The following is a 21,344-nucleotide window of genomic DNA, read 5'->3' as shown; positions in this document are numbered from 1 at the left end:
CGACGCTCGCCCATACTGGAGCCAGATTAATACCCTTGACTTCGTTTGGCGTGAAATTCTTTCACCTCATCCCACGTCATCTTGATGGCGATAGTCCTCGCAGACGACTCATCGAGGACGTAGACCTCCACGTCAGGATCACTGATAGGAGACCCGAGCCTAAAGGGTCGCTCCAAGCGGCCACTACCCACCATTCCATCCTGGCTGAAAATGACAGCTGGGCAATGATCTCCACTTTCAAATAACGCCTTAATCCCAGACTTGAGCCACTCCCAATCTACCTGCGCAGGAAAGGGTGGGCGGGTCGTATGGAGTACAACTGGGATAATTGAATCCACACCTTTGACAATGGCACCAGAGAAGCCTGAAAGGAGCTTTTCGTCAGAAATTGCATCAATCGCCACACTTATTGCCTCATCGTCTCCGAGATGGCTGCCAGAGCCTAAATGCGGCTCTAGGAATGCCATGAATTGTAGGAAGCCTGAAGATTGAAACGTCTCACCCTGGCTGCCTTCCGCCCGTGACAACACGCCCTTGAGAATGTTACGCACGATACAAGCAGCTGCCCTAAGCTCATCCGGATTGAGGCAATCAATGGCTTGCTCACTCAGTAGATTGAAAAGCAGTGCATGACGGTAGCCAAGATCGAAGCACGCCTGATGGAATGGATGCCGTTTACTGATTAGATCCACCCTGACCCACTGGGCAAGCTCTTCAGTGGCCATCAATCGCTTAGCCGGTTCATTGGACAGCATCGGCATTGGCGTAACCACTTCCTCAGTGATGTCGTACATTTGCTTCATCTCAATCGCAAAGCGCAGCGCCTCCAATTGCGCCCACTCAACCATGGGCTCAATCCTCGCAGCATGCACTTTGTCCGGAGCGGCGTTGAAGGCGGCGACAGCCAGGTCGCCAAGCACGCGACCGGTCAAAAACGCATCGCTGCACTTGATCACACCTCTGGGGAACGGTGCTCCCAGCGAGAGGTTCATTACTAACGTCATCGCAACTGAAGGATCAGTCCAATCTAGCTGATTGAGACCAACGAATGGCATGTAATTATTTCGAACAGCAGGGTTAGAAACAAATTCCCGGGCATGTTGCCCGAGGCTTCCCCAGAAATCGAACCTAGTTGGCACCACTCGGTTGCGGTACTGACGAGTCTTCAGTTGCCAATGGAAATCTCCGCAAAATTCAGGATCGAAATGCTCTTTAAGCAGAGGAAACGCCGCCTTAGCAATGTCGTACACCGTCTGCGGTGTCTGGCCAAGAAGGTCATCCTTACGATTGTGCAGGAAAATCGCAGCCTCCGACTCCCTATGCGGCAGGCCATGATCACGACACCAGGCATGCATTGCATATGGATCAATGGCAGTGAGGGTAATGCACCATCGACCACGGCCAAAGCCGTTGACATCACGCCAGAGCATCATAAAGCCATGTGAGCCTGCCCTGTCGCCTTCTCGAGCAATCACATCCATGGCGGTAAGCACTATTCTCGGAGGCCAACGCTCATCGTCTTCATTTCCCCCAACGGAATCGATATTTCCTTCTTCGCTTCCGAGATCGTCAATCCCTTTATAGGCGAGGTAAAGATCGATTGATGGAAGCGCCTCGACTGGGAGATTGGTACTGCCGGTTAGATGCCAGGCCTCAGGAAGGTGTGCTAGGAAACCAAACCCAGACTCTTCGTTGGTCAACTTGAGTGCCAAATACTGCTTACCCGACCATGCGTTCATGCTGCCAACGGCATGCACGAGAAGCGTCGACCAGTCAGCCGCGACGACTACGAAGCAAACGTCGAAATTGCCCAAGAAAGGGAGCATATTCCGAAGTTCCTGCTCGTAGCCGGCAAGCTCAGTGACGGTCTGTCTCTCGGTTTCGCTGGCCCTTTTGACCTCAAAAACCACGAGTGTCTTCGTCTCAGCGTTGAAACAAAGGATGTCTGGGCGCAGCACCTCCCCTGTGGTCAGTGAGATACTGGTGTTGATCGAGATGATCTCCAGAACGCTCAAACGGCTCAGGACATGATCTGCCGCCTCAGCTGAAGCACGTCGAGAGATGTAATCGATGCCAAAGGAGGGAAGAAAATACCCCTGGTCTACCGTGTCCGTTAAGGAGGTGATCGCCTCTCGCCCTTGGATCGACTGAAGCAGTTCTTCCTTCTCAATGAGCTGTTGTAGCCAGGACACTACTTCGGACTCTGGGGGAAGCTTGACCTTTGACATAGTTCTTCCTTGAGTTGGTAGCAGACGATTGTAGTGGTCTATTGATTTCGGAACCGAGCCTCATGCTATCGCCTGGACCAACGAGCAAGAGCTTCTTAGTCATGACGTAAGATTATTTTGCTGGCAGGTGTCTGCACGTCCCAATGATAGTGAGGGATTTCGATCCACGAGTCATCGCGACATACAGATCCTTGGCGTTAAGTGCATCCGCATCGAGGATAACTGCATGGTCATATTCCAAGCCCTTGACCAGCAGAGTTGTTCCGATGAGCTTTTTATGACTGATAGGCCGTCCCGTATGCCTCATCTCGCGCTGATACGTGTTTGCAGCCTCTGCAAGAGTTGCCCCTTCACCGTCAACGTGCATCTTCAGCACGTTGAGGAAGCGATACAGCAGGTCACGACGATAAGCAGACGTCTCTGGGTTGCTCTTCAAAGCCAGAAAGAATGCCTTGAGATGGCTGCTTGTAGGTTCGTTCAAATAGTCGTTCGCTGCCTTCAAGACCAAGGGGTATCTCGTCCCTTTGCGAAGATTGGCCACCTCGCCTCGTTTGGTGCCAGCCGTTAATGCATCAGCGACACCCGTGAAGCATTTCTTTGCAAACTCAACTGCGAGGAGGAAGCCGGCCTGGACAGTCTTCGCGGCTACAAATTTTTTGACGAACGAATGAAGATTCTTGCCTTCAACCTCCTCGATGGAGGAAAACCGTCCTGACATGCTTCGGGCCAAAAGGTGAGTCTTGTTTTTGGACTGCTGATCCCCACCATGCAGAGCAATAACGCTCTCATCATGGTTCAGTAGATTACAGAGCGAGGAATACTGTTTTGAGGAGAGGTATTCTGGATCGGTGTGGACACGAACCACACTAGGTGGCCGTTCGCCGAGCAGGTCAATCTTCTGGCCCCGTTCTATCTTTTTCCGTGCCTCCTTGAGCCAGGCGCCAAGCTTCGGATTCCCTGACTTCTCCCAGCGCCAAGGAATATCCAGTTGCCCCAGACAGCCAAAAGAGGGATAGACGCTAATGTCCCAGTCCACAGGCTTGCCCTCGTCAAAGTCGAAAATGGCCTGCATAGGATCGCCTAGGATCCGACTGGGCAGGAACTCTGCCAAGGCACAGACCAACGCATGCTGTAGCTCAGAGCAGTCCTGATACTCGTCCACATAGACGCCAACGTAGGTGGCAGCTACAGCCTGACGAATGAATTTCTTCCCTAACAGACCAGAACAACACTCATAGAGCTTGTTCCACTGCTTACTAGTCGGGTTTTCTACTTTCCATCCTGACGTCTTGGGGTAAGCCAGGCAAAGTCGCAGCGCCCAGCTCGCAATCGTGTCCACCTGATATTTGGAGGCTGCAACACCAAGTGCGGCCATCTTTGTCTTGATGGAGTTCACGCCTGCGAAGGTATGCGTCAGGATCAGTTGCCTGCCGCTAGAAGCCCGCACTGCCAACGCAATGAGGTGTGTCTTTCCATACCCAGCAGGCGCGATCACATACCCCTTGGTTGTGCAGTCGTTGAGCTTGATCGCCAGTTCATCAGACACGCTCTGCCCACTCCCAAAGCTTGCTGAGTTCAAGCGCAAGGTTCTTCTTGCCGAAGGCAGCGTCCTGGAAGGCCAGGCAGATTGCCTTGAACCACAAATCGCCTCTGGTGGTGTCCTTGAACCAACCAGAGTTTTTCGCCGCTACACCGATAGCGGTCCGTAGCTTGGGGCTTTCCGTCCACGTGCCAATATCTTTGTCCAAGTTTTCCAAAAGCTGTGATCGCACCTGGTCGTATACAGGGTAAAACAGCTCATCTTGAGCGAGCTTCACACTGGCCAATACATCGTCCCACGGCAGATCTTGGAAAGCTCGCTCTTCAAGTGAAAGCTTGTCGCTCCACACATAGGTCGGAATCCCCAATGCAACAAGCTCTGCCGCATCGGCGGTAGAAAACTGCTTCTCCGCGTCGCCATCAGCCAGCACCGACACGTCATAGCAAAGTGATTTAAAAGCTTTCGCCAGTGCTTTCACTTTGCTGGCTCCCTTCGCGTCCAGCAGCGCTACGCCGTGGAACGAAAACGGATCTTTTTCGTTCTCTATCTGGTAGTCGTCAAAGCCTCTCAGGAAGCCGACCTCCGTAGCGCCCTCGCACACTATGACTTTCTTCGCCAGGAATGCCTCGGTGCTTGATCGAATCTTGCCCTGAACCTCGTGTTCTTCGAGCCCCTTCTGAGCAGCAGAAATGATCTGAACCACACCGCCCTTGCTGTGGACGATGTAAAGGTCCTTCACCGTGAGTTCGCGCAGCACCATGGGCGAATGGGTTGTCAGGAAATATTGTCCGCGCTTGTCTTCTCTAATGTGCTTGATGAGGCGGGTGATTCGATGCGGCTCCAAGCCGAACTCCAATTCATCGAACAAGGTGATATGGCCCTCTTCAAGCCCCGCCCTCTGAATTCCACACTGAAGCATGCGGCGCGATCCAAGGCCCAACTGACGCAGCGGTATTTCGCCGTCATGTAGGGCAAGCCCGCCTACCTTCAGGTTTATAGAGGCCAAGTCGAGGTGCGCCTTGTAGGCGTCCAATACGGGAACACCCAAGAGCTTCGCGATCGCCTGAGATTTTATAGCCGCAGCATCGAAGTTTTTAAGGGTGGCTGGCCGGTCAGCATCCAGCGAGGTTCTGGCAGTTCTCGACGCATTCGCTAACAGCTCAGTCAGGCTCTGTGCTTCAGTTAGCTTGGCCAATGCGGTTCCATTCGCCCATGAAAGCTCTCTCTCGCTGTACGCACCGATTAGTCCCACCCCGACTTTGTTTCTGTCGGTTTGCTTGAAAGGAGCACCTTCTGGATTGCGGTCGCAGACCACGATCCACTTCGGCTCCAAATCTTTCTCAACCGTGAGCCGAACGGTTAAAACACTTTCCAGGTGGTCGTCTGGCTCGTCCATGAGCGTCAATGCAGCTGCGTCCCAGCCCCGAAGGTGATGCCCGTACTTGTTAAGCGCGCAGAACTCCTCAATCAGGCTGCCAATCGTGACTTCGATGGTTATCTCATTCTCAATCCTGCATTGATAAAAATCTGAGTCGCTGAAGGTGAGATTCCATTGAGGGTAGAACGTATATCGAATTGCTTCCAAGATGGTTGACTTGGAAGAATCCCCTTTCCCTATGAGGCAGAAAATGTCGGCCGTTGGAAGGCTCCAATCAAGCTCTTTCACTCCACGAAAGTTTTTTATCGATATCTTTCTAATTTTCACCGAGCAACGTCCTCCATAACTTCACCTATGAAAAATGGCAAACTCTTGATGTAACGATCCGACTCGCTCTCTTAGGCACAGAAAGGAACGGCCAACCTAATGAGCTGGTTCGCACTGTAGTACGTCTTGCCATCCCGACGCTGCGCGCTGATTTTTGACCCTTCATCAGTCCGACCGGAAACGAACGAGAGTGAGTCGAAGTCGAGACCACAGAAGGCTAACCGGCACTTGGGGTGCACTACCCCCAAACATAAATGGCCGTCATGGCCTAGCCTCCACTTCAGACGAGCTCAAATGAGAGGTTACTATGGAATCGCAGTCGTGCAGATTGGCAATCACTCACTCGTTACGCGCGAAAAAAACTTAAAAAAAGTTAAATTAGGTAAGTAACTGATTTATGGAAGATAAAACACATGTAACAGTTAGCAAGGCTCCGGAAACCATGAGTGAACAGATCGAGCCCGGCACACTGACCCACGCCGCCCAACAGCGCCAGCGCGCCAGCCAGTTGGCCCAAGCGGTAAGGACGGAACTGCAAAAAGCCGTGATCGGCCAGAACATCGTGATCGACGATGTGCTGACCGCCCTGATCGCCGGCGGCCATGTACTGCTCGAAGGCGTGCCGGGTTTGGGCAAGACATTGTTGGTACGCGCCCTCGCTCGCTGCTTCGGCGGTGAATACGCGCGCATCCAGTTCACCCCGGACCTGATGCCCAGCGACGTCACCGGGCACGCCGTGTACGACTTGCAAACCGAGCAATTCAAACTGCGCAAAGGCCCGCTATTCACCAATCTGCTATTGGCCGACGAGATCAACCGTGCCCCGGCGAAAACCCAGGCGGCGTTGCTCGAAGCCATGCAGGAACGCCAGGTCACCCTCGAAGGCCGAGCCCTGCCCATCGCGCAACCGTTCATGGTGCTCGCCACGCAAAACCCCATCGAACAGGAAGGCACTTACCCGTTGCCGGAAGCCGAGCTCGACCGCTTCATGCTCAAGGTGCGCATGGACTACCCCGATGCCGAGCAGGAATTGAACATGGTGCGCCAGGTCAGCCGCTCGACCCGGGCCGACATGCTCGACGTGCAACCATTGCGCACTGTGTTGCAAGCCAAGGACGTGCTGGCTTTGCAGCGCATTGCCAGTGATCTGCCAATGGACGATCAGGTACTCGATTACGCCGTGCGCCTGGCCCGCACCACCCGGACCTGGCCGGGGTTGACCCTGGGCGCCGGGCCTCGCGCGTCAATCGCGCTGGTACGTTGCGCCCGCGCCCGGGCCTTGTTGCGCGGCGGCGAGTTCGTGATTCCCGACGACATCAAAGGCTGCGCCCTGGCCGTTCTGCGCCACCGTGTGCGCATCGCCCCGGAGCTGGACATCGAAGGGCTGGAAGTCGATCAGGTGCTCAAGCAACTGCTCGATCAAGTGCCGGCGCCGCGGCTGTGAACACCGTCATGCGGATCACCCCTGTGGCGAGGGAGCTTGCTCCCGCTGGGCTGCGAAGCGGCCCCGACATTTCTGACAGGACGAAGAGCTTGCCAGCGCTGCGCACTGGAGCGGGAGCAAGCCCCCTCGCCACAAAAGGTATGCGCCGATGAAACCCACACGCCTGCTGCTGATCTGGCTCGCAATGCTGCTGGCCATCGGCATCGTGCTCGGCGCATTGCGGGCACTGGACATTGCAGTTCCATCGAGCCTGTTGGCGATCAACTGGGGACTACTGTTAGCACTGCTGGCATTGGCGATCATCGACGCCATCCGCCTCAAACGCCTGCCCTCCCCCCGCGCACAACGGCAGATGCCCGGCAGCCTGGCGCTCGGTCGATGGGGCGAAGTGCGACTGGACATCGAGCACGATTTTGCTCAACCGCTGAACGTACACATCTTCGACCATGTGCCGCACGGCCTGGACTTCGAACAGCTTCCCCTGTCGGCCGAACTGCAACCCGGCCAACAGAGCCAGATCGGCTATCGCCTGCGCCCACTCAAGCGCGGCCACTTCACCTTCGAACACTGTGAAATCAGACTGCCGAGCCCGATGGGCCTATGGTCAGGCAAACGTCTACTGAACGTCGTCGACAACACCCGCGTCTACCCCGACTTCGCCCGCCTCTACGGCGGCCAATTGCTGGCGGTGGATAACTGGCTCAGCCAACTCGGGGTGCGCCAACGTCAACGCCGCGGATTGGGCCTGGAGTTTCATCAACTGCGCGAATTCAGAGAAGGCGACAGCCTGCGTCAGATCGACTGGAAAGCCACGGCACGCCAGCGCACACCGATTGCCCGTGAGTATCAGGACGAGCGTGATCAGCAGATCATTTTCATGCTTGATTGCGGGCGGCGCATGCGTAGCCAGGACGATGAGTTGTCGCATTTCGACCATGCGCTCAATGCCTGTTTGTTGCTCAGCTATGTCGCGCTACGCCAGGGCGATGCGGTGGGACTGAGCACGTTCGCCAGCCATCAGCCGCGCTTCCTCGCTCCGGTCAAAGGCACTGGTCAACTCAACGTGTTGCTCAACAGCGTTTACGATCTCGACAGTACCCAGCGGACGGCCGACTACCAGGCAGCGGCCAATCAATTACTGGCGAAACAAAAACGCAGGGCACTGGTGATCCTGGTCACTAATTTGCGCGACGAAGACGATGAAGACCTGTTGACCGCCGTCAAACGGCTGAGCGCTCAGCACCGGGTGTTGGTGGCCAGCCTTCGGGAAAACGTGCTCGATGAAATACGTCAACGTCCAGTGCAGACACTGGACGAAGGGCTGGCCTACTGCGGCGCGGTGAACTACCTGAATGCCAGCGCGCAACGCCATGAGCAGTTGAGTGCCCATGGTGTTGCGGTGCTGCAAGCCCGGCCCGGGGAGTTGGGGGCCGAGCTGGTGACGCGGTATTTGAGCTGGAAGAAGGCCGCAGCCTTCTAGCCTTCTAGCCTTCTAGCCTTCTAGCCTTCGATCAATCGACGGGCGGCACCGGCCCCAACGACATCGCATTGACTGGCGACTGCTTGAGCAAGCGGGACGCCTCCAGTTGCAAGGCATAGGCACCACCGTTCGTGCCGGTGACCTGCCAACTCAAACCAGCGGTAGTTAATGTTCTGAAAACGCCCAGTGCTGGCTGCACGGTCAATCCCGACTCCCGGGCTGAGGAGTCCCCCTTCAATCCGAGGCAAATATCGCGACCGAGCAATTGGCCGTTCAAATTGTCGAACGATAACCCGATGGTATGAGCTTGCGGGGTCCGGGGAAAACAGGTTTCTGCGCCCCACACCGTTTTGGGCAAATCCGTGTTCAGCTGTATCAGGGCATCGTCCCAGACACCGGCGGCCAAGGACTTGAAACGGAAAGTATGGGACGGTGCCGCCTCGGTGCCATCGTTGACGCTTTCCAGCATAGCAATCACCTCGACGTTCCCCGCTTGCCCGGGTTCATAGTCTAAATACGCCCAACCGTCACTACCCGTCATCACCCGGGTACGCTTCTGCTCGGCAATGAACGTCACCTCGACACCGGACGCTGCCCGTCGGGTGCCCGACGAGCGAACCATGAGGCCCATCCGGACGCTTTCGCCCTCTACCGGATCAAACGCCGGCTCTCTCACCTCACCAATCTCGATATCACTGGGTACCGGATTCTGTTCTTCAGACATGAACAATCCCTCGTCCGCAAGCGTTGTGGGCGCCAATACCGTGGGCGAATCCGATTCACCGGCGGCGGCCAGTGCCGTGAGGTCAAATATAAATAAGGGAGAACCATCAGGGCCATCATAGGGGCTTGGCACTGTGGCCATGACTTGCACATTACCCGGCTGTGTGGCGGTGAAAGGAAAGCGTGCCCAACCATTGTCCGATGTCGGAACGGGTGTTGAAGTGCCCCCGTGCGAGAAGCTCACTTCGAGCCCCGGTACTGATCGCTGGGTATAGTGCGACTGACTCTTGATCTCCAAATTAACGGTTTCGCCCACAAACGGATCGAACGTGGGCCCACGGACTTCGACGATCTTGATACGGTTGTGTCCCAACACCATATTCATTGAAGGGAATGTAAAACGGGCTTGAGGGAGTTCCAACGCTAGCGCCAACGTTCCACCTTCACTGCTGTCGCGAGCGTCAAGCGTCCACTCCAGGCCTTCACTTTGGAGATCCCGTGCATAGTCCGGCGCAAGTTTTATATTGAGGGCATGAGTTGACGCATCAACCCATTTCGCTGCGACCTCAAGTCCGGTCAACAAGCTGCCGGCCTTTGGCACAAAGCGTAGGGTGTGCAGGCCTCCCAGGCAGGGGTATGCCGTACTCGCGAGGTCCAACGCCCCTTCGTCAAAAGTGAGCGTGCCTTCATCCTCAAGGGTCGTCGACAATAATCTGCCCTGCAACTCATAGGGCGTTATCTCGTCATGGCACACAGTCAATTGGAAACGAGCACTGATATCGGAGGTTGAACTGACCTGCCAAGTCAAGCCATCCTGGGGCAAACTGCGCGGAGTTTCGATGTCAGGTTCGAAATGAAAGCCCAGATCCCGATCATCTTCGGTCGTCAGCTTCAGAGAAAACAATTCGCCCACCAAGGTATCTGTAACCGGCTTAATCGACAGCTCTACCGATGCTGCATTGCGAAAACAGAGAAGTCCCACCGCCCCTGCTTCCTGACCAGCCAATGTCACCTTGGTCAAACCTGCCAGCGGATTTTCAGGTAGAACCGTGAGCTCGAACCGATGTTCGACATCCGCACCATCGTAAGGGCTGGCGACTTTGGCCGTGACCGTGAAGGAGCCTTCCTCTTCAGGGTTGAAGTCGTATTGAGACCAACCGTCAGCGCCCGTCGGCAGTCTCTGATCCGGCTTATCCCTGAGACGCCATACGACATCAACTCCCGTCACGGCCCCCACACCCGGAACACCCGACAGGATTTGAACCTGCAATGGCAGGGAAGCACCGCCCACCGAAGGAAACCTCGTCGGAAGCTTCACTTCACCGATGGTCAACCAGTTATGGGCCAGTACCAGCTCTTGCAAGGGCGAGCGATTCAACAGCTTCGAACAACTGACACTGAACCCGAAAAGACTGTCCCTCAGATTGCCACACACCATCTTCCACTGACGCCCCGACCCTTCCACCGGGTTGAGGTCGTCAAGATCCGGCGTGAAACCCATCCCCAGGCCGACCGGAGTGTCGTCGCCCTCCCAATGCAACGCTAGTTGGGTTTCGGCCAATACATGACCGTCCGCAAAGGCCAGCACCACGTCATGAGTTGCGCCGCGGCAGGGATATCCCGTTTCGCCTCCCCAAATCCATTCACGCAACGAGCCATCCAGTGCAAATTTTGCGCTCAACCATGGATCCTCCTTCAGCGCACGCACCGCGAACACATACCGGGCATCTTCCTTTTTATAGTGACTGTCTACAGAGGCTTCGATTTGCCAATCGCCTGCGGTATCCGGTGTCCAGGTAAAACCGGCCTCACCGTTCTCGTCCGAAAGTTGCCCGAACAACACGACATCGTCTGCAACAGTCGGGCCTTTCAGCGTCCAGGTGACCTGGCGGTTGGCCAGAGGCGTTCGGGTGTAATGGGACTCCACCCGCACACGCAGCTCCACACTTTGATTTAGGTCGATCACCGGATACCAGGCCGCCTCCTTCAGTGCAATGACGTCGAGCTGAAAGTGCCCGGAGACCGTGCTCAGCGGGTAGGTATCGGCGGTGTACTGGCTGCGCACGGCCAGGGTGTGCTCAATCTCTTTGTCTTCATCAATCCCGCGACAGGAGATTTCCCACGGATTGGCCACGGGATGTTCCCGCCCCCACACCGGGTCGGCATCGAGAATGTCCTCGGGGTCAACCACCCCATCATTCACGAGTAGTCCCGCATGCGTTTCAGACCACACACTGTCGCCCGCCAGTTGCAATGCCACCTGATGACGGGCACCAAAGCACAGGTACAGTTTTTTGTCGGGGGACTGTGTCTCGCCATCAATCATCACGCTGTCCAGCCGCAAAGGCTCCAGCAACAATTCCACACGTACGAAAGCGACCCGCACGGCGCCAGGCCGACCCGGCCCACCATTGTCCGGACTGATGACGGTAAATTTGACGGTCTCTTCATCAGCGTCGAGCGTGAGTGTGTGGAGGTACTCGACAAGATTGAGATCCAGCAGAAGTTCGTCAGGCGCCAACACTTTTTCGGGTTCAGCCTCGGCCTCGCGCGAAGGTACAAGCGTTAGATCCAGCTGCCCTCCCAACCCCGGATTGATCCGCAGCGTACCTACCGCGCCTTGAACCGCCTCGTACCATAACTTCAGCAGGTAATCTGCTCTGCCAGGCGTCGGGCGGGGCAGCAGTGCCAGCGAGATTGATTGATAACCCTCCCCCATATTGACGGTGTTCATGAAGCCGATCGTTTGGCCCTGCCAAATCCCTTCCTGTCGGGTGACCTTTCTCTCGTCGTTGATCGTCCAGTCGTCCAGACCATTCGCAAAATCACCGTTGGCGATGAAGTTATGGTTGGCATAAACATCTTCTTCTTTCATGACGGCGTCATCCTTGCACGCTAGGTACGCGTGGCCTTGTCGGTCGAATTGTTTTCGGCATTGGGTCCGAGCAAGTCTTCAACGTTGCTGGCGAAGAGCTGCCCGCCATCTCGCGCCGAATAAATCAGCGTCAGAATGACGTCCGTCAATGAGTCCAGAAGACGCCCTTGGGCAGGCTGCTCATGCCTGGGAAGTGTCAGTACATATTCAGCATGGGCGCCCGTACCTTCGAAAGGCAGATAACGGCCATCGTCCACCCACTTGGCAATGCCGTTGTCGTCCAGCCCCAAGGACAACCCGATCTGTTGGTAAGGGCGCAGGTTCTGCACCAGCGAACCTGGCGGCGCAACGCCAGACGACGTGTGCAGGTATTTGACAGCCTCAAGATCCGGTTCAAGCAGCGTAGAACTGCTGATTTGCACCAGCGTGCCGCAGATATTCTGGTACGGTCCCAACAGACCGGGAAAGGTCAGTGACAATGCCTTGGCCTGACGGCAGTAATGCCCCGGATAGTCTTCATTGAAGAGTTTTTCGTTGAGCTTGATGTCCAGTTTTCCCGAGCTTTTGAAGCTGCTCCATCGGGTCGCGTCCAGACTCTTGAGCGATATCGTTTTGACTAACTGCAGCCGGTGCTCGTCGCGCTTGATGCGCGCAGCCGCCATCCTCAGCAGATCCAGTTTCAACGATTGGCCGGTGGTGAACCCGTGATAAGTGTCCATCCAGACATCCGGTCGAACAAACCGGGTCTTGTAATCGGCCATTTCATACTGCCAACAGGTTTCGGCACACAGGCACAGCCCGGCAACGACGTCGTAGACCTGGTAGATAAGGGTCTTCACTTGCCCCACGACCCAGTTACTCAACTCCCGGCCAGTCGTGCGATTTTTGTAGAACGCGTACACCGCCCTGGCTTGGGTGTTGGCTATTTCGGTCTGTTGCAGGCTGGCCTGGGCGGCGCTGATCGCGTGGTCCTGCGCCAGCAGTTGCTCGCGCAACACCCGAGCCTCGGCATTGGATTGATCGCGGGCAAGCTCCCACTCTTGTTTGCGCCGCCGTTGTTGCTCAATGATGCTGGCCTCCTCGGCTTCGCGCATCATGAGATCCGCCGTCAGTTGAGCAACCTCGGCAAAAGCATAAGGGATGGCCGCCGGACGCATGCCACCGTTGGACGTCCCGTAGATATTGGGAAGTAAATCCAGCATCGCCCCCGTTGTCCGCAATATCCCGGCGCCAACGGCGACAGATCGGGCCAACCTGTTTTTTTCCAGCACGCCATATTCCGCCCCTGAAACCCCTTCCTGAATCAATAGCTCATAATGCTGCGCCCGGGCCTTGACCATACTTTCGCTTTGCCTCAATGACGCAGCCGTCGCCTCGAGCTGGGCGATCGTCGCCTCGTGGATCGAGCGGGCATAGTCGGCCAGCTCGATCATGTGGTTTTGCTGCAGCTCCTCCAGCTCTCCCCGGTCACGCAGTTCCAGCCATGACCTTAGCTGATCCTCCTGCTGGATCAGAAACTCCACGCCTTGCAGCGCCAGGTTGTACACGGTCTGCCATTTGTAGGGCACCACCTGCACCTGACCACCCGGATTGCGAGCGGTGCCCGGATTGCCGTTGGCTTGCGCACGCAACAGCTCCAGCGGATCCATCGTCCGGTTGAACAGTGGAATCGACAGTGGCTGACCATCGATCGAACGATTGTTGCGCAAGTTGTTCAATCGCGCGTTGAGCAGCGTCCACAAAGCTTTGGGCCGTTCGTTGATCCCGGGCCGGAACACACCGGAACCCAACAGATCGAAACGCGGTGTGGTCTGCATCGCGGCAGGCACATCGGTCAGGCTGAATTCAAGGCCGGCTTCAAAAGCCTTGAGCGGATCACGCCCTCTGATCATGGTCAGCACGTCGCTTAGCTTCTTGGGTTCCCAGGTGCTGGCCGTTCGAGTGACCGGATCTTCACCGATCAACGTCAGGGCTCTGCTGTAATTGAGCGCTGCGTGAACCATGCTGTCGTAATCCAGGTGACGATAAAGAGCGTCGCCCCATTCGATCAGGTTTTCCAAGTAACGCAGAAAAATGGCGATCTTGAAGTGAATCGGCGCGCAGTACCCGATCGCATCCGGGTCCGACGGCGCCGCGCTTTCATACGAGCATTCGATGTTCTGGTTTTGCAGCGGCCGGCAGCGCCAATACGCCGGCGCCTCAATGACCACCGGATCACCGGGCTGCGGATTCTCCGGGGGCGTGATTTCGCGCGCCAACGGATTGAAGACATATTCGTACCAGGCTTGCGCTTCGTGGTGACGGCCCTCCGCCGACAAGCGCGAACCCACCAGATCCGGTGTATGGAAAAACAACTCCCAGAAGTACAAACCGTTGCAGCCGTCGAATGGCCCGTTTTCCTCAATCTTTCCATCGGGCATGGGTGGCTCGTCGACATGCTGGGTGTCCCAGGCCAGCAATGCATCGACCGAGACCGCCGCACGGCTGGTCAACACGGGGCCGAACGTTGAGTTCACCCGTGAGAACTTGAGCGCCTGATCAGCGTTGTTGAAGCTCAGAAACTGCGCCCCCTCGGCGCTGCTCTTATCGATGGACGGGGTCGTGTACAACCGCGGCCGTTCCTTCAGCAAGACCGAGAACTTGTTGCGTCCGTATCCTGTTTTGTCCTCCGCCTCACCGAAAAAAAAGTCGATCGGTGATTCAATGGGAAAATTTTCGATACCCATTGATGGGGTTTGTCGGCGGTATGTCAGCCAGGGGGTTGCATAGTGACCATTCAAAAAGCCAGTCGAATACCAGTCCGTCGGATCAACTACAGTCCGCGCCGGAAATTTGAGCTGGAACGCCACGGAGAAATACAGAATACGGGGTACCACTTGATTCTGTTCGTTAAGAACGGCGTTCCCCAGGTGGCTGATGGAGAAACCGCTCCCCGCAATAATTTCGTCCCGACTTCTGCCAAGTAAATACGCGAGCGCAGTGGAGGATAACGCCGCTACGGCTTCTGCCACCCAGATACCGTCGCCCATTGATGTTTCCTTGAAGTCACTGGCGACGAATGAATGGACAACCTCCCTGGCAGCGTCTTTGGGCAGCTCCACCGCATAATCCTGCACCGGCTTCTGGTGCGTGGTCAGCGTAATCCGTAGCTGTTGTTCGCCGGCGTCTACAACCCTGACGTCAAAGGACGCATTGCTCGTCACCGCCCGCCAACTGATCGACAACCGTTCGAGCACCCGCCCTTCTTCTTTCACCGCATCGCAGCGGCCCCGAACCCTGAGCACCTCATAGAAGTTGCTGTCCGTCCCCTGTTCGCGTGTATGGATGGCGTCCAGAAACAAATTCGCCGTGATTGGACCCGGCGTTTCCTCGGTGCTACTGATGGTGACTGTCGAATAGTCCGCAGGCACCACCTTTTGTTGCAGACTGGCCGCGTTCCCGAAGCGACCGAAGGTCATCGCCAGCAGGGTTGCGGTGTCATCGGGTACCTTGCGGAACAACGCATCGCGCGTTTCATGAATTTCTATGTCATGGAACGGGGTCTGACCATCCAGGCCGTGACGGTTGGTATAACAAACGGCCAAACGGTCGTCCCGTGGATCGCCATCGCCCAGTGACACAACGGTCAACCGGCCATTGGAAATGTCGTACTCACTGTCACGCTGATGCAACGACAGCGGAGCCGACCACTGGCCGTTCAGGGAGCTGAAGGCAAGTTTGATCTCCAGCGACCAGGGTGTCTGCACCACGCCGTTGCTATCGATCTGGCGTTCACGCCATTCACACCAGACCATGACCGGCAGTCCCAGCCAGTTCACACAGCGGATATCCACCACGGCGCCGGTGGTGGCGATATCAATCTTCTGCCATTCCCCCCAGGCGGCGGGGTTGATTTTTTTGCTGTGGTTGTCCAGTTCGACTTTGACACTGCGCAAGTAGTAGGCAAGCGGCGCTGTCCGCTCCTGTCCGATCAAGTAATAGCGGGCATCCTGAACGTTCTCTCCATCGATGTAGCCACTGAGCACGTCAAGATCACAGAGGCGCTGGAAGGCCTGTGTGTACTCCATCAATCCTCTTTGCACCGACTCGGTACTCAGGCGCATCTGATTCAGGCTGTTTTCCAAGGCCCGGAACAAGGTGGTTTTTTTCAGGCGAAGTGACGGGATAATGTAGTTTTCCGCCTGATCCTTAAGCAGCACATTGGCCGACCACGTGCTGTAGTGACTCAGAAACCGATACCAGTATTGCAAGTCCTCGTCTTCAAAATGGCTGTTTTCGTATCCCTTCTCCATGCCGCTGTAGACCGACTGGATATGCTGCTGCAAGCAACGCACGGTCGAGGAAATCCGGGTGGCTTCCAGTTGGGCGCTGTCCTGAGTATCGAGCATCAGATACTCGCTCAACTCATCGGGGGTTCTCAGGGTGACTGCACCTGACCACAGTTTCTGCCCCAACACGGCTTCCACCATCGCCGCCGTGTAGCGTTCTGTCAGCTCATTGATCTGGAGCGTTTCCATTGTTTATCTCCCTGTCACTGCGTGATCACCCGAGCGGCGAGTGACAGGGCGCTTGTCCAGAGTGCCTTCGAGCACCAGCGCCTCATTCAGACGATCGCAAAACAGATTCAACTGGAACCGACCGTTGCGGATGTTTGCGGTCTGGATCTCCACCTCATAGGGGGCATCGGTGAATTCAAAGCGCGTGGCCAGCGGTGGTGTGAACACCATTCCCAACGCCTGGGTGGTGTAATCGGAACTCCATCCCAGCGCCCCCTGGCTGCCCTTGAGCTGCGTGGCGTCGACCGGTGAGATTTCCAGACGGTAATGGCCATTTCTGAACAGGGTGAGCACATCTGTTCCCGGGGTGATCGGCACGCTTGTTTCACTCCTGGACTCAATGGTGATCAGCTCGACTTTCCATCCAAAGGCTTCAATCACTGTCAGATCGAATTGTCGCTGGTGCGTTGGGTGGAGCGCCAAATCGGCGGTCACAACGAAGTCACCCGCCGTCGCCGACTTGAACGGGTACACTGATCGCCCTTGAGCATCGGTCGCCATGATGATTTCCACGGGGGGATTCGAATTGACCTTCCACCTCACCGGATAATTGCCCACCGGCTTCGCCTGCGCGTCGCTCGATTCCTTCACATCCACCCACAACAAAGTCGGCCGAAAAGCCCCGGCCACCGGGAAGCGAATGACCTCCGAGTAGTTCTGGATCACCGCATCACTGGCCACCCACACCTTGAACTCGACAACGGGATCACTGCCCAGCTGTGCGAAGACTGTCAAATCGCCCCTCTGCGGATTGGCCACGGAAAAATCGGAGAACCCGTCGGCGTCGCTGAGTCGCTCGATTTTTGCCGGTTCTTCACTGGTCCACCACATCACCTTCTGGCCTTCTACGGGCGCATCATCCAGTCCGACGACCCGACAGCGCACCGGCAAGGCATGACCGACCATCGCCACCGTGGTGATTGAAGGCGTGTCGAAAATCCGCGGTTTGTCTGCAAACACGATGGGACGACTGAACGTGAGACTGTGACTGCCCTCCATGTTCCTGACTGTGAGGGTGGCATTACCCGGACTCAGGCTGGAGATCCATACACGGCTCAGGCCATCCTTGTCGGTGAACGTTTGGCTGGGACGAATTTCACCCAGCGTCGTGGACCAGGCCACCTGACGGTGAGCGCCCTTGTTGCCGTAATCGTCGATCAGCACGGCGTACATCTCTTGTTCCCACAGACGGCCTGCCAGCACCGGATCTTTGGGCGGCAATCCGCTCAACTCGGAGTTGAACTTCAGGGTCGCCTCATCGCAATCGATCATCACCGATGGGGCATAAACCGGCTCGTAAAGCGGCACACTGTAGTAAACATGGGCGGTTCCCATCCTTGCCCCGGCCTGCAACTGCGCCCAGGCGCGCCCCTTGTCATCCGTCCTGATCACAGGCGTGAGCACCGCCCCAAGGTCTGTACCGACGTGAAGATCGACCCCTTTGAGTGGCTCGCCGTAAAAGTCGAGGAGCGTGATTTCAAACTCCGCGACTTCCTGTGGCAGGTTCGCAATCAGAGTCGGGTTGTCCACCACACAACGGGTAGTAAAACTCTGGCCGACTTCCGCCGAATCCTGTTGAGCAGTCATGGCATTGAACCGGGACAGGCTTTCCAGAGCGTTTTGTGCAGCGCTGGCGTAAAGCGGCTCCGGATCCAGCGGGAACAACGCGCCCAGGCTGAGCGCGGCAGTGATGTCCATCCCGTGCCGGGCCAGCTCCAGTGTGCGGTCCAGCAAATCAAGGTGCGCCAGATTGCGCAGAATGGGCCAGGCTGGATTGTCACTGCCTTCGATCTCGTGATTGATGTGTTCGGCGCACTCGAGCACATGCCGGATCCCGCAGCCGAAATAAGTCGCCAGCTTGTCGGCGGCGGCATCGCGAACCAGACGCAGGCCGTCCTCACTCATGTCGTCGGGCAACTGGTTGACCTGACTCAGGTAGTCGAGGATTTTTTCCTCAGGCTGCCGGGCCCGGGAAATCACGCGACGGTAGAACGCCAGGTAGTACACCGCCCGGATCGAAATCTCGTAAGGACTCTCGAGACTGAACCATTGATACTGCTCGCCCATCAGGAGAGTGGCGAGCATCTGCGGGCTCAACTCCAGCTTGTCGGCAATCCGGCCGCGCCGCTCCAGCTCGGTAAGCATTTGCAGGAACGAATCCGGCTTCTCCAGCACCTGCTGCACCCGTGGTGTATCAGCGGGTTGCAACGACACGGCCTCTTTCAAAAAGTCATAAGGGTGCCCCTGGGCCCAGGACAACACCTGCGTCGCCAGCAATGAATCAAGCTTCAAATAGACAGAAATGCCCTCTTCCACCACTACCCGCTGCTCGTCCCGGCAGCGCAGCACGATTGTGCGGATGAGTGTTTCCAGGGGCTCGCGCCTGGCGTCCTCTTCCTGCGGATAGATCGTCCTCACGACATCCTTGATCACGGTAGTGGCGTGTTCCAGATACTGGGCCTGTGTTTCCTCGGCACTCCCCTTCACCAATCCGTTGTCGTCCACCAGCGGTTCCAGCACAGTCAGCCACTTTATGAGCTGCTGCTTATCATCACGTAGCGGCGCGCCCTCCTCCAGCAGCGTGGCCTCGTCCACCCGCACTGCCTGCACCTGGCTGCGCAATTGCCGCAGCAATTGCTCCTGGGACTCGGTCCAGACCGTCGGCACATAAACCGGGTTGACGTTTTGCACCAACCACAGTGGCGGCAAGTCGTATTCCCGGCACCAGTTGGCACAGGTCATTAACCCGCGTATGGCACTCAGTGCATCCGCACCGTCCGCCGCACCGTAACTGGACACCGTCGGCTCGCCCGCCAGGCGTGCCACCAGGCCTTCCCCTTCGCTCAGGGTTTGCAACAGGGCCGTCGATTCAATCGGGGTCAGACCGAACAACCGGCCCAGAAACACCAGGCGCCAGAAACTGGAGAGAATCTCCAGGCTGCGCCTCAAATGGGTCTTGAGACCATAAGCCTCGGCGATCACCGTGGCCAGGTACCGGTAGGTTTCGAAATTGATTTCCAGCGCGCTGCAAATCTGATGCACCGTCTCCTGCTCGGCTTGCGTGCGCGGCACGATCGCAAACTCGACGTCATCGATACGCAACGGTTCCTCATACACCGCATCCCGGTTGTACACACGGTCAAAGTGCGACAGTTGTCCATCCTGGCCGTACACCGACAGAACGTCGATGAGTGCCGCGAATTCTTCGGCCTTGCAGCCATAGACGCTATTCAGCTCCTTGAACAGCCCCAGGCAACGCAGGGTATTGGGGCGGATCCAGATCGACGGCTCACCGGTGCCGCGACGCTCGGCATGCATCGCGGCCATGAGCAGTTGATCGACATGATGGCCAGGCAGTTGCAGCATGCGATCCAGACGGCACTTGCGGTTGACGCGGTCCATGCGGTGCTCCAAGGCCGCAAGAGGAGCTTCTCCTACGTTATGCAAACGGAACTGATCCGGCACACCGTCTTTCACCAGCTCGATCGCAGGACCTTGCCCCCCATGGATATACGAGGCACCCGCCACCACCCCGGTTAACGGCACGTCCGGGTTACCCAACACAGGGGCGTTGGCCGAGAGTTTTGGCGTAAAGGCACCACGACCTAGCAGGCAATCGACCTGACGCTGATCAAGGCGCGTTGCATCTTTAAAAATCCACAGCTGGCGCAAACTTGGGAGGGCAATTGCCAGGCTGCCAAAGTTGTCGAGGTAGAAGTTGGCCGCAGACTTTTGCGGATCCGGATCGACCCTCCGAGTCAGTGGATCGACCCTGTACAGCGATGCCTCGGCCATTGTCGCGTTCAAAGGAAAATACGGGTCTTCCAGCAGCAACGACAACTGCAACGGCCCGATCCTGCCACTCAGTTGCATGGCCACGTCGTCACGTGATCCTCGGGCGCCCGGGTTCTTGAAATATGGATAGTCCAGGTCGACCCGGCGAATGATGTCCCCCAACGCCCCGCCTTTGAGGGCCGTACCGACGACATGGGAAATACTTTCCCAGTCATGATCGTAGGGCAGGCCGTTATGGAAACGGATCGTGCGCAGGTACGCCTTGACGCTCGGCAACTCGACATTGGGCTGGGCCAGGGCCAGGATATGCGCTTCAAGTACCGAGTCGACGATCTCCAGTCGTGACTGCACGCGGTTGATCGCCATTTCGTCGATCAGCAATTCATCCACATCGGGGCGACGTTCATCCAGTGGGATGGTTTGTTGCGGCTCGCCGTGCGGCACGATGTTGTCCCTGACCCATTCGCGCAGGGCCGCCATATAGGCGGTGGTCGAAGCACTGTGCTCGGGGCTGCCCGGCGGGGCTGCGGCGTCGATATCCGGCTGGAATTGCTCCTTGTACGTGGGCAATGGCACCAATGCCTGTTCATCGTCTGGCGCCGGCAGTGCGCGCAGGCTTTGCTCGCGAAACAGCCTGGCCACGTACAACGCCAGGGCATTGCCACGGGCAATCAGCGAATGGGACTCCTTGCGACTCAGACCCAGTTTCTGCAAACCATCCGGGCCCTGTTTTATCAAGTCGAATACGCTGGGATACTGCGCAATGTACTCATCGAAAAGCAGGGGCGCGTCGTTCCTTTCTTTGAGCACAGCCTTGACCAACTGATGAACCGGACGGTTGTAAGACGCATTCATTGCGGTAGCTCCCCCTCAGCAAAAAACCGTGCCATCGGCCGTCAAGTGAGTTGTCGGTTGCTGGCGTCACGTCGATTTAGCGCTAGTTGTAGAAACAGGGCTACTGTCATATCTGACAGGTTTTATGACCGCTGGTCGGAATC

At 56.8% G+C, this 21,344-nt stretch carries 8 protein-coding genes; 2 read left to right on the top strand and 6 right to left on the bottom strand.

What is annotated here, in order from left to right; all coding sequences use genetic code 11:
- Positions 1-26 precede the first annotated feature (26 nt).
- From PSH65_RS06955 to PSH65_RS06945, 3 genes are all read right to left on the bottom strand, one after another.
- Complete coding sequence (locus PSH65_RS06955) at positions 27-2,228, bottom strand: hypothetical protein (RefSeq protein WP_305425508.1); 2,202 nt, start codon at positions 2,226-2,228, stop codon at positions 27-29.
- A 112-nt stretch (positions 2,229-2,340) separates the two neighbouring features.
- A complete protein-coding gene (locus PSH65_RS06950; RefSeq protein ID WP_305425507.1) occupies positions 2,341-3,774 on the bottom strand; it encodes a UvrD-helicase domain-containing protein in 1,434 nt (477 codons plus the stop codon).
- Positions 3,767-5,473, bottom strand: a complete 1,707-nt coding sequence (locus tag PSH65_RS06945; protein ID WP_305425506.1) for an ATP-dependent endonuclease — start codon at positions 5,471-5,473, stop codon at positions 3,767-3,769. Before PSH65_RS06945 ends, PSH65_RS06950 begins: the two co-directional genes overlap by 8 nt.
- Positions 5,474-5,915: 442 nt before the next feature.
- Here PSH65_RS06945 and PSH65_RS06940 point away from each other — a divergent pair, with 442 nt between their 5' ends.
- Entirely contained in the window at positions 5,916-6,917 is a 1,002-nt protein-coding gene (locus PSH65_RS06940) for a MoxR family ATPase (protein WP_305425505.1), read from the top strand.
- Between the two features lie 148 nt (positions 6,918-7,065).
- Complete coding sequence (locus PSH65_RS06935; RefSeq protein WP_305425504.1) at positions 7,066-8,397, top strand: DUF58 domain-containing protein; 1,332 nt, start codon at positions 7,066-7,068, stop codon at positions 8,395-8,397.
- Between the two features lie 31 nt (positions 8,398-8,428).
- Here PSH65_RS06935 and PSH65_RS06930 read toward each other — a convergent pair whose 3' ends face one another.
- The 3 genes from PSH65_RS06930 to PSH65_RS06920 are packed head-to-tail and all read right to left on the bottom strand — an operon-like array spanning position 8,429 to position 21,201.
- On the bottom strand, positions 8,429-11,995 hold the full coding sequence (locus PSH65_RS06930) for a hypothetical protein (RefSeq protein ID WP_305425503.1): 3,567 nt from the start codon (positions 11,993-11,995) through the stop codon (positions 8,429-8,431).
- A gap of 20 nt (positions 11,996-12,015) precedes the next feature.
- Positions 12,016-16,512: a neuraminidase-like domain-containing protein gene (locus tag PSH65_RS06925; protein WP_305425502.1), complete on the bottom strand. Its 4,497-nt coding sequence runs from the start codon at positions 16,510-16,512 to the stop codon at positions 12,016-12,018.
- Positions 16,513-16,515: 3 nt separating this feature from the next.
- Positions 16,516-21,201, bottom strand: a complete 4,686-nt coding sequence (locus PSH65_RS06920) for a Tc toxin subunit A (RefSeq protein ID WP_305425501.1) — start codon at positions 21,199-21,201, stop codon at positions 16,516-16,518.
- Between the last annotated feature and the right edge of the window lie 143 nt (positions 21,202-21,344).

The sequence above is a fragment of the Pseudomonas sp. FP603 genome, from assembly GCF_030687415.1.
Lineage (GTDB): Bacteria > Pseudomonadota > Gammaproteobacteria > Pseudomonadales > Pseudomonadaceae > Aquipseudomonas > Aquipseudomonas wuhanensis.
This window is presented reverse-complemented; position numbering and strand designations above follow the sequence as displayed.

Excerpts from the sequence above, each read along its gene's own strand:
- PSH65_RS06955 (WP_305425508.1), bottom strand. The coding sequence starts at position 2,228 with ATGTCAAAGGTCAAGCTTCCCCCAGAGTCCGAAGTAGTGTCCTGGCTA.
- PSH65_RS06940 (WP_305425505.1), top strand. The coding sequence starts at position 5,916 with ATGAGTGAACAGATCGAGCCCGGCACACTGACCCACGCCGCCCAACAG.
- PSH65_RS06935 (WP_305425504.1), top strand. The coding sequence starts at position 7,066 with ATGAAACCCACACGCCTGCTGCTGATCTGGCTCGCAATGCTGCTGGCC.
- PSH65_RS06930 (WP_305425503.1), bottom strand. The coding sequence starts at position 11,995 with ATGAAAGAAGAAGATGTTTATGCCAACCATAACTTCATCGCCAACGGT.
- PSH65_RS06925 (WP_305425502.1), bottom strand. The coding sequence starts at position 16,512 with ATGGAAACGCTCCAGATCAATGAGCTGACAGAACGCTACACGGCGGCG.
- PSH65_RS06920 (WP_305425501.1), bottom strand. The coding sequence starts at position 21,201 with ATGAATGCGTCTTACAACCGTCCGGTTCATCAGTTGGTCAAGGCTGTG.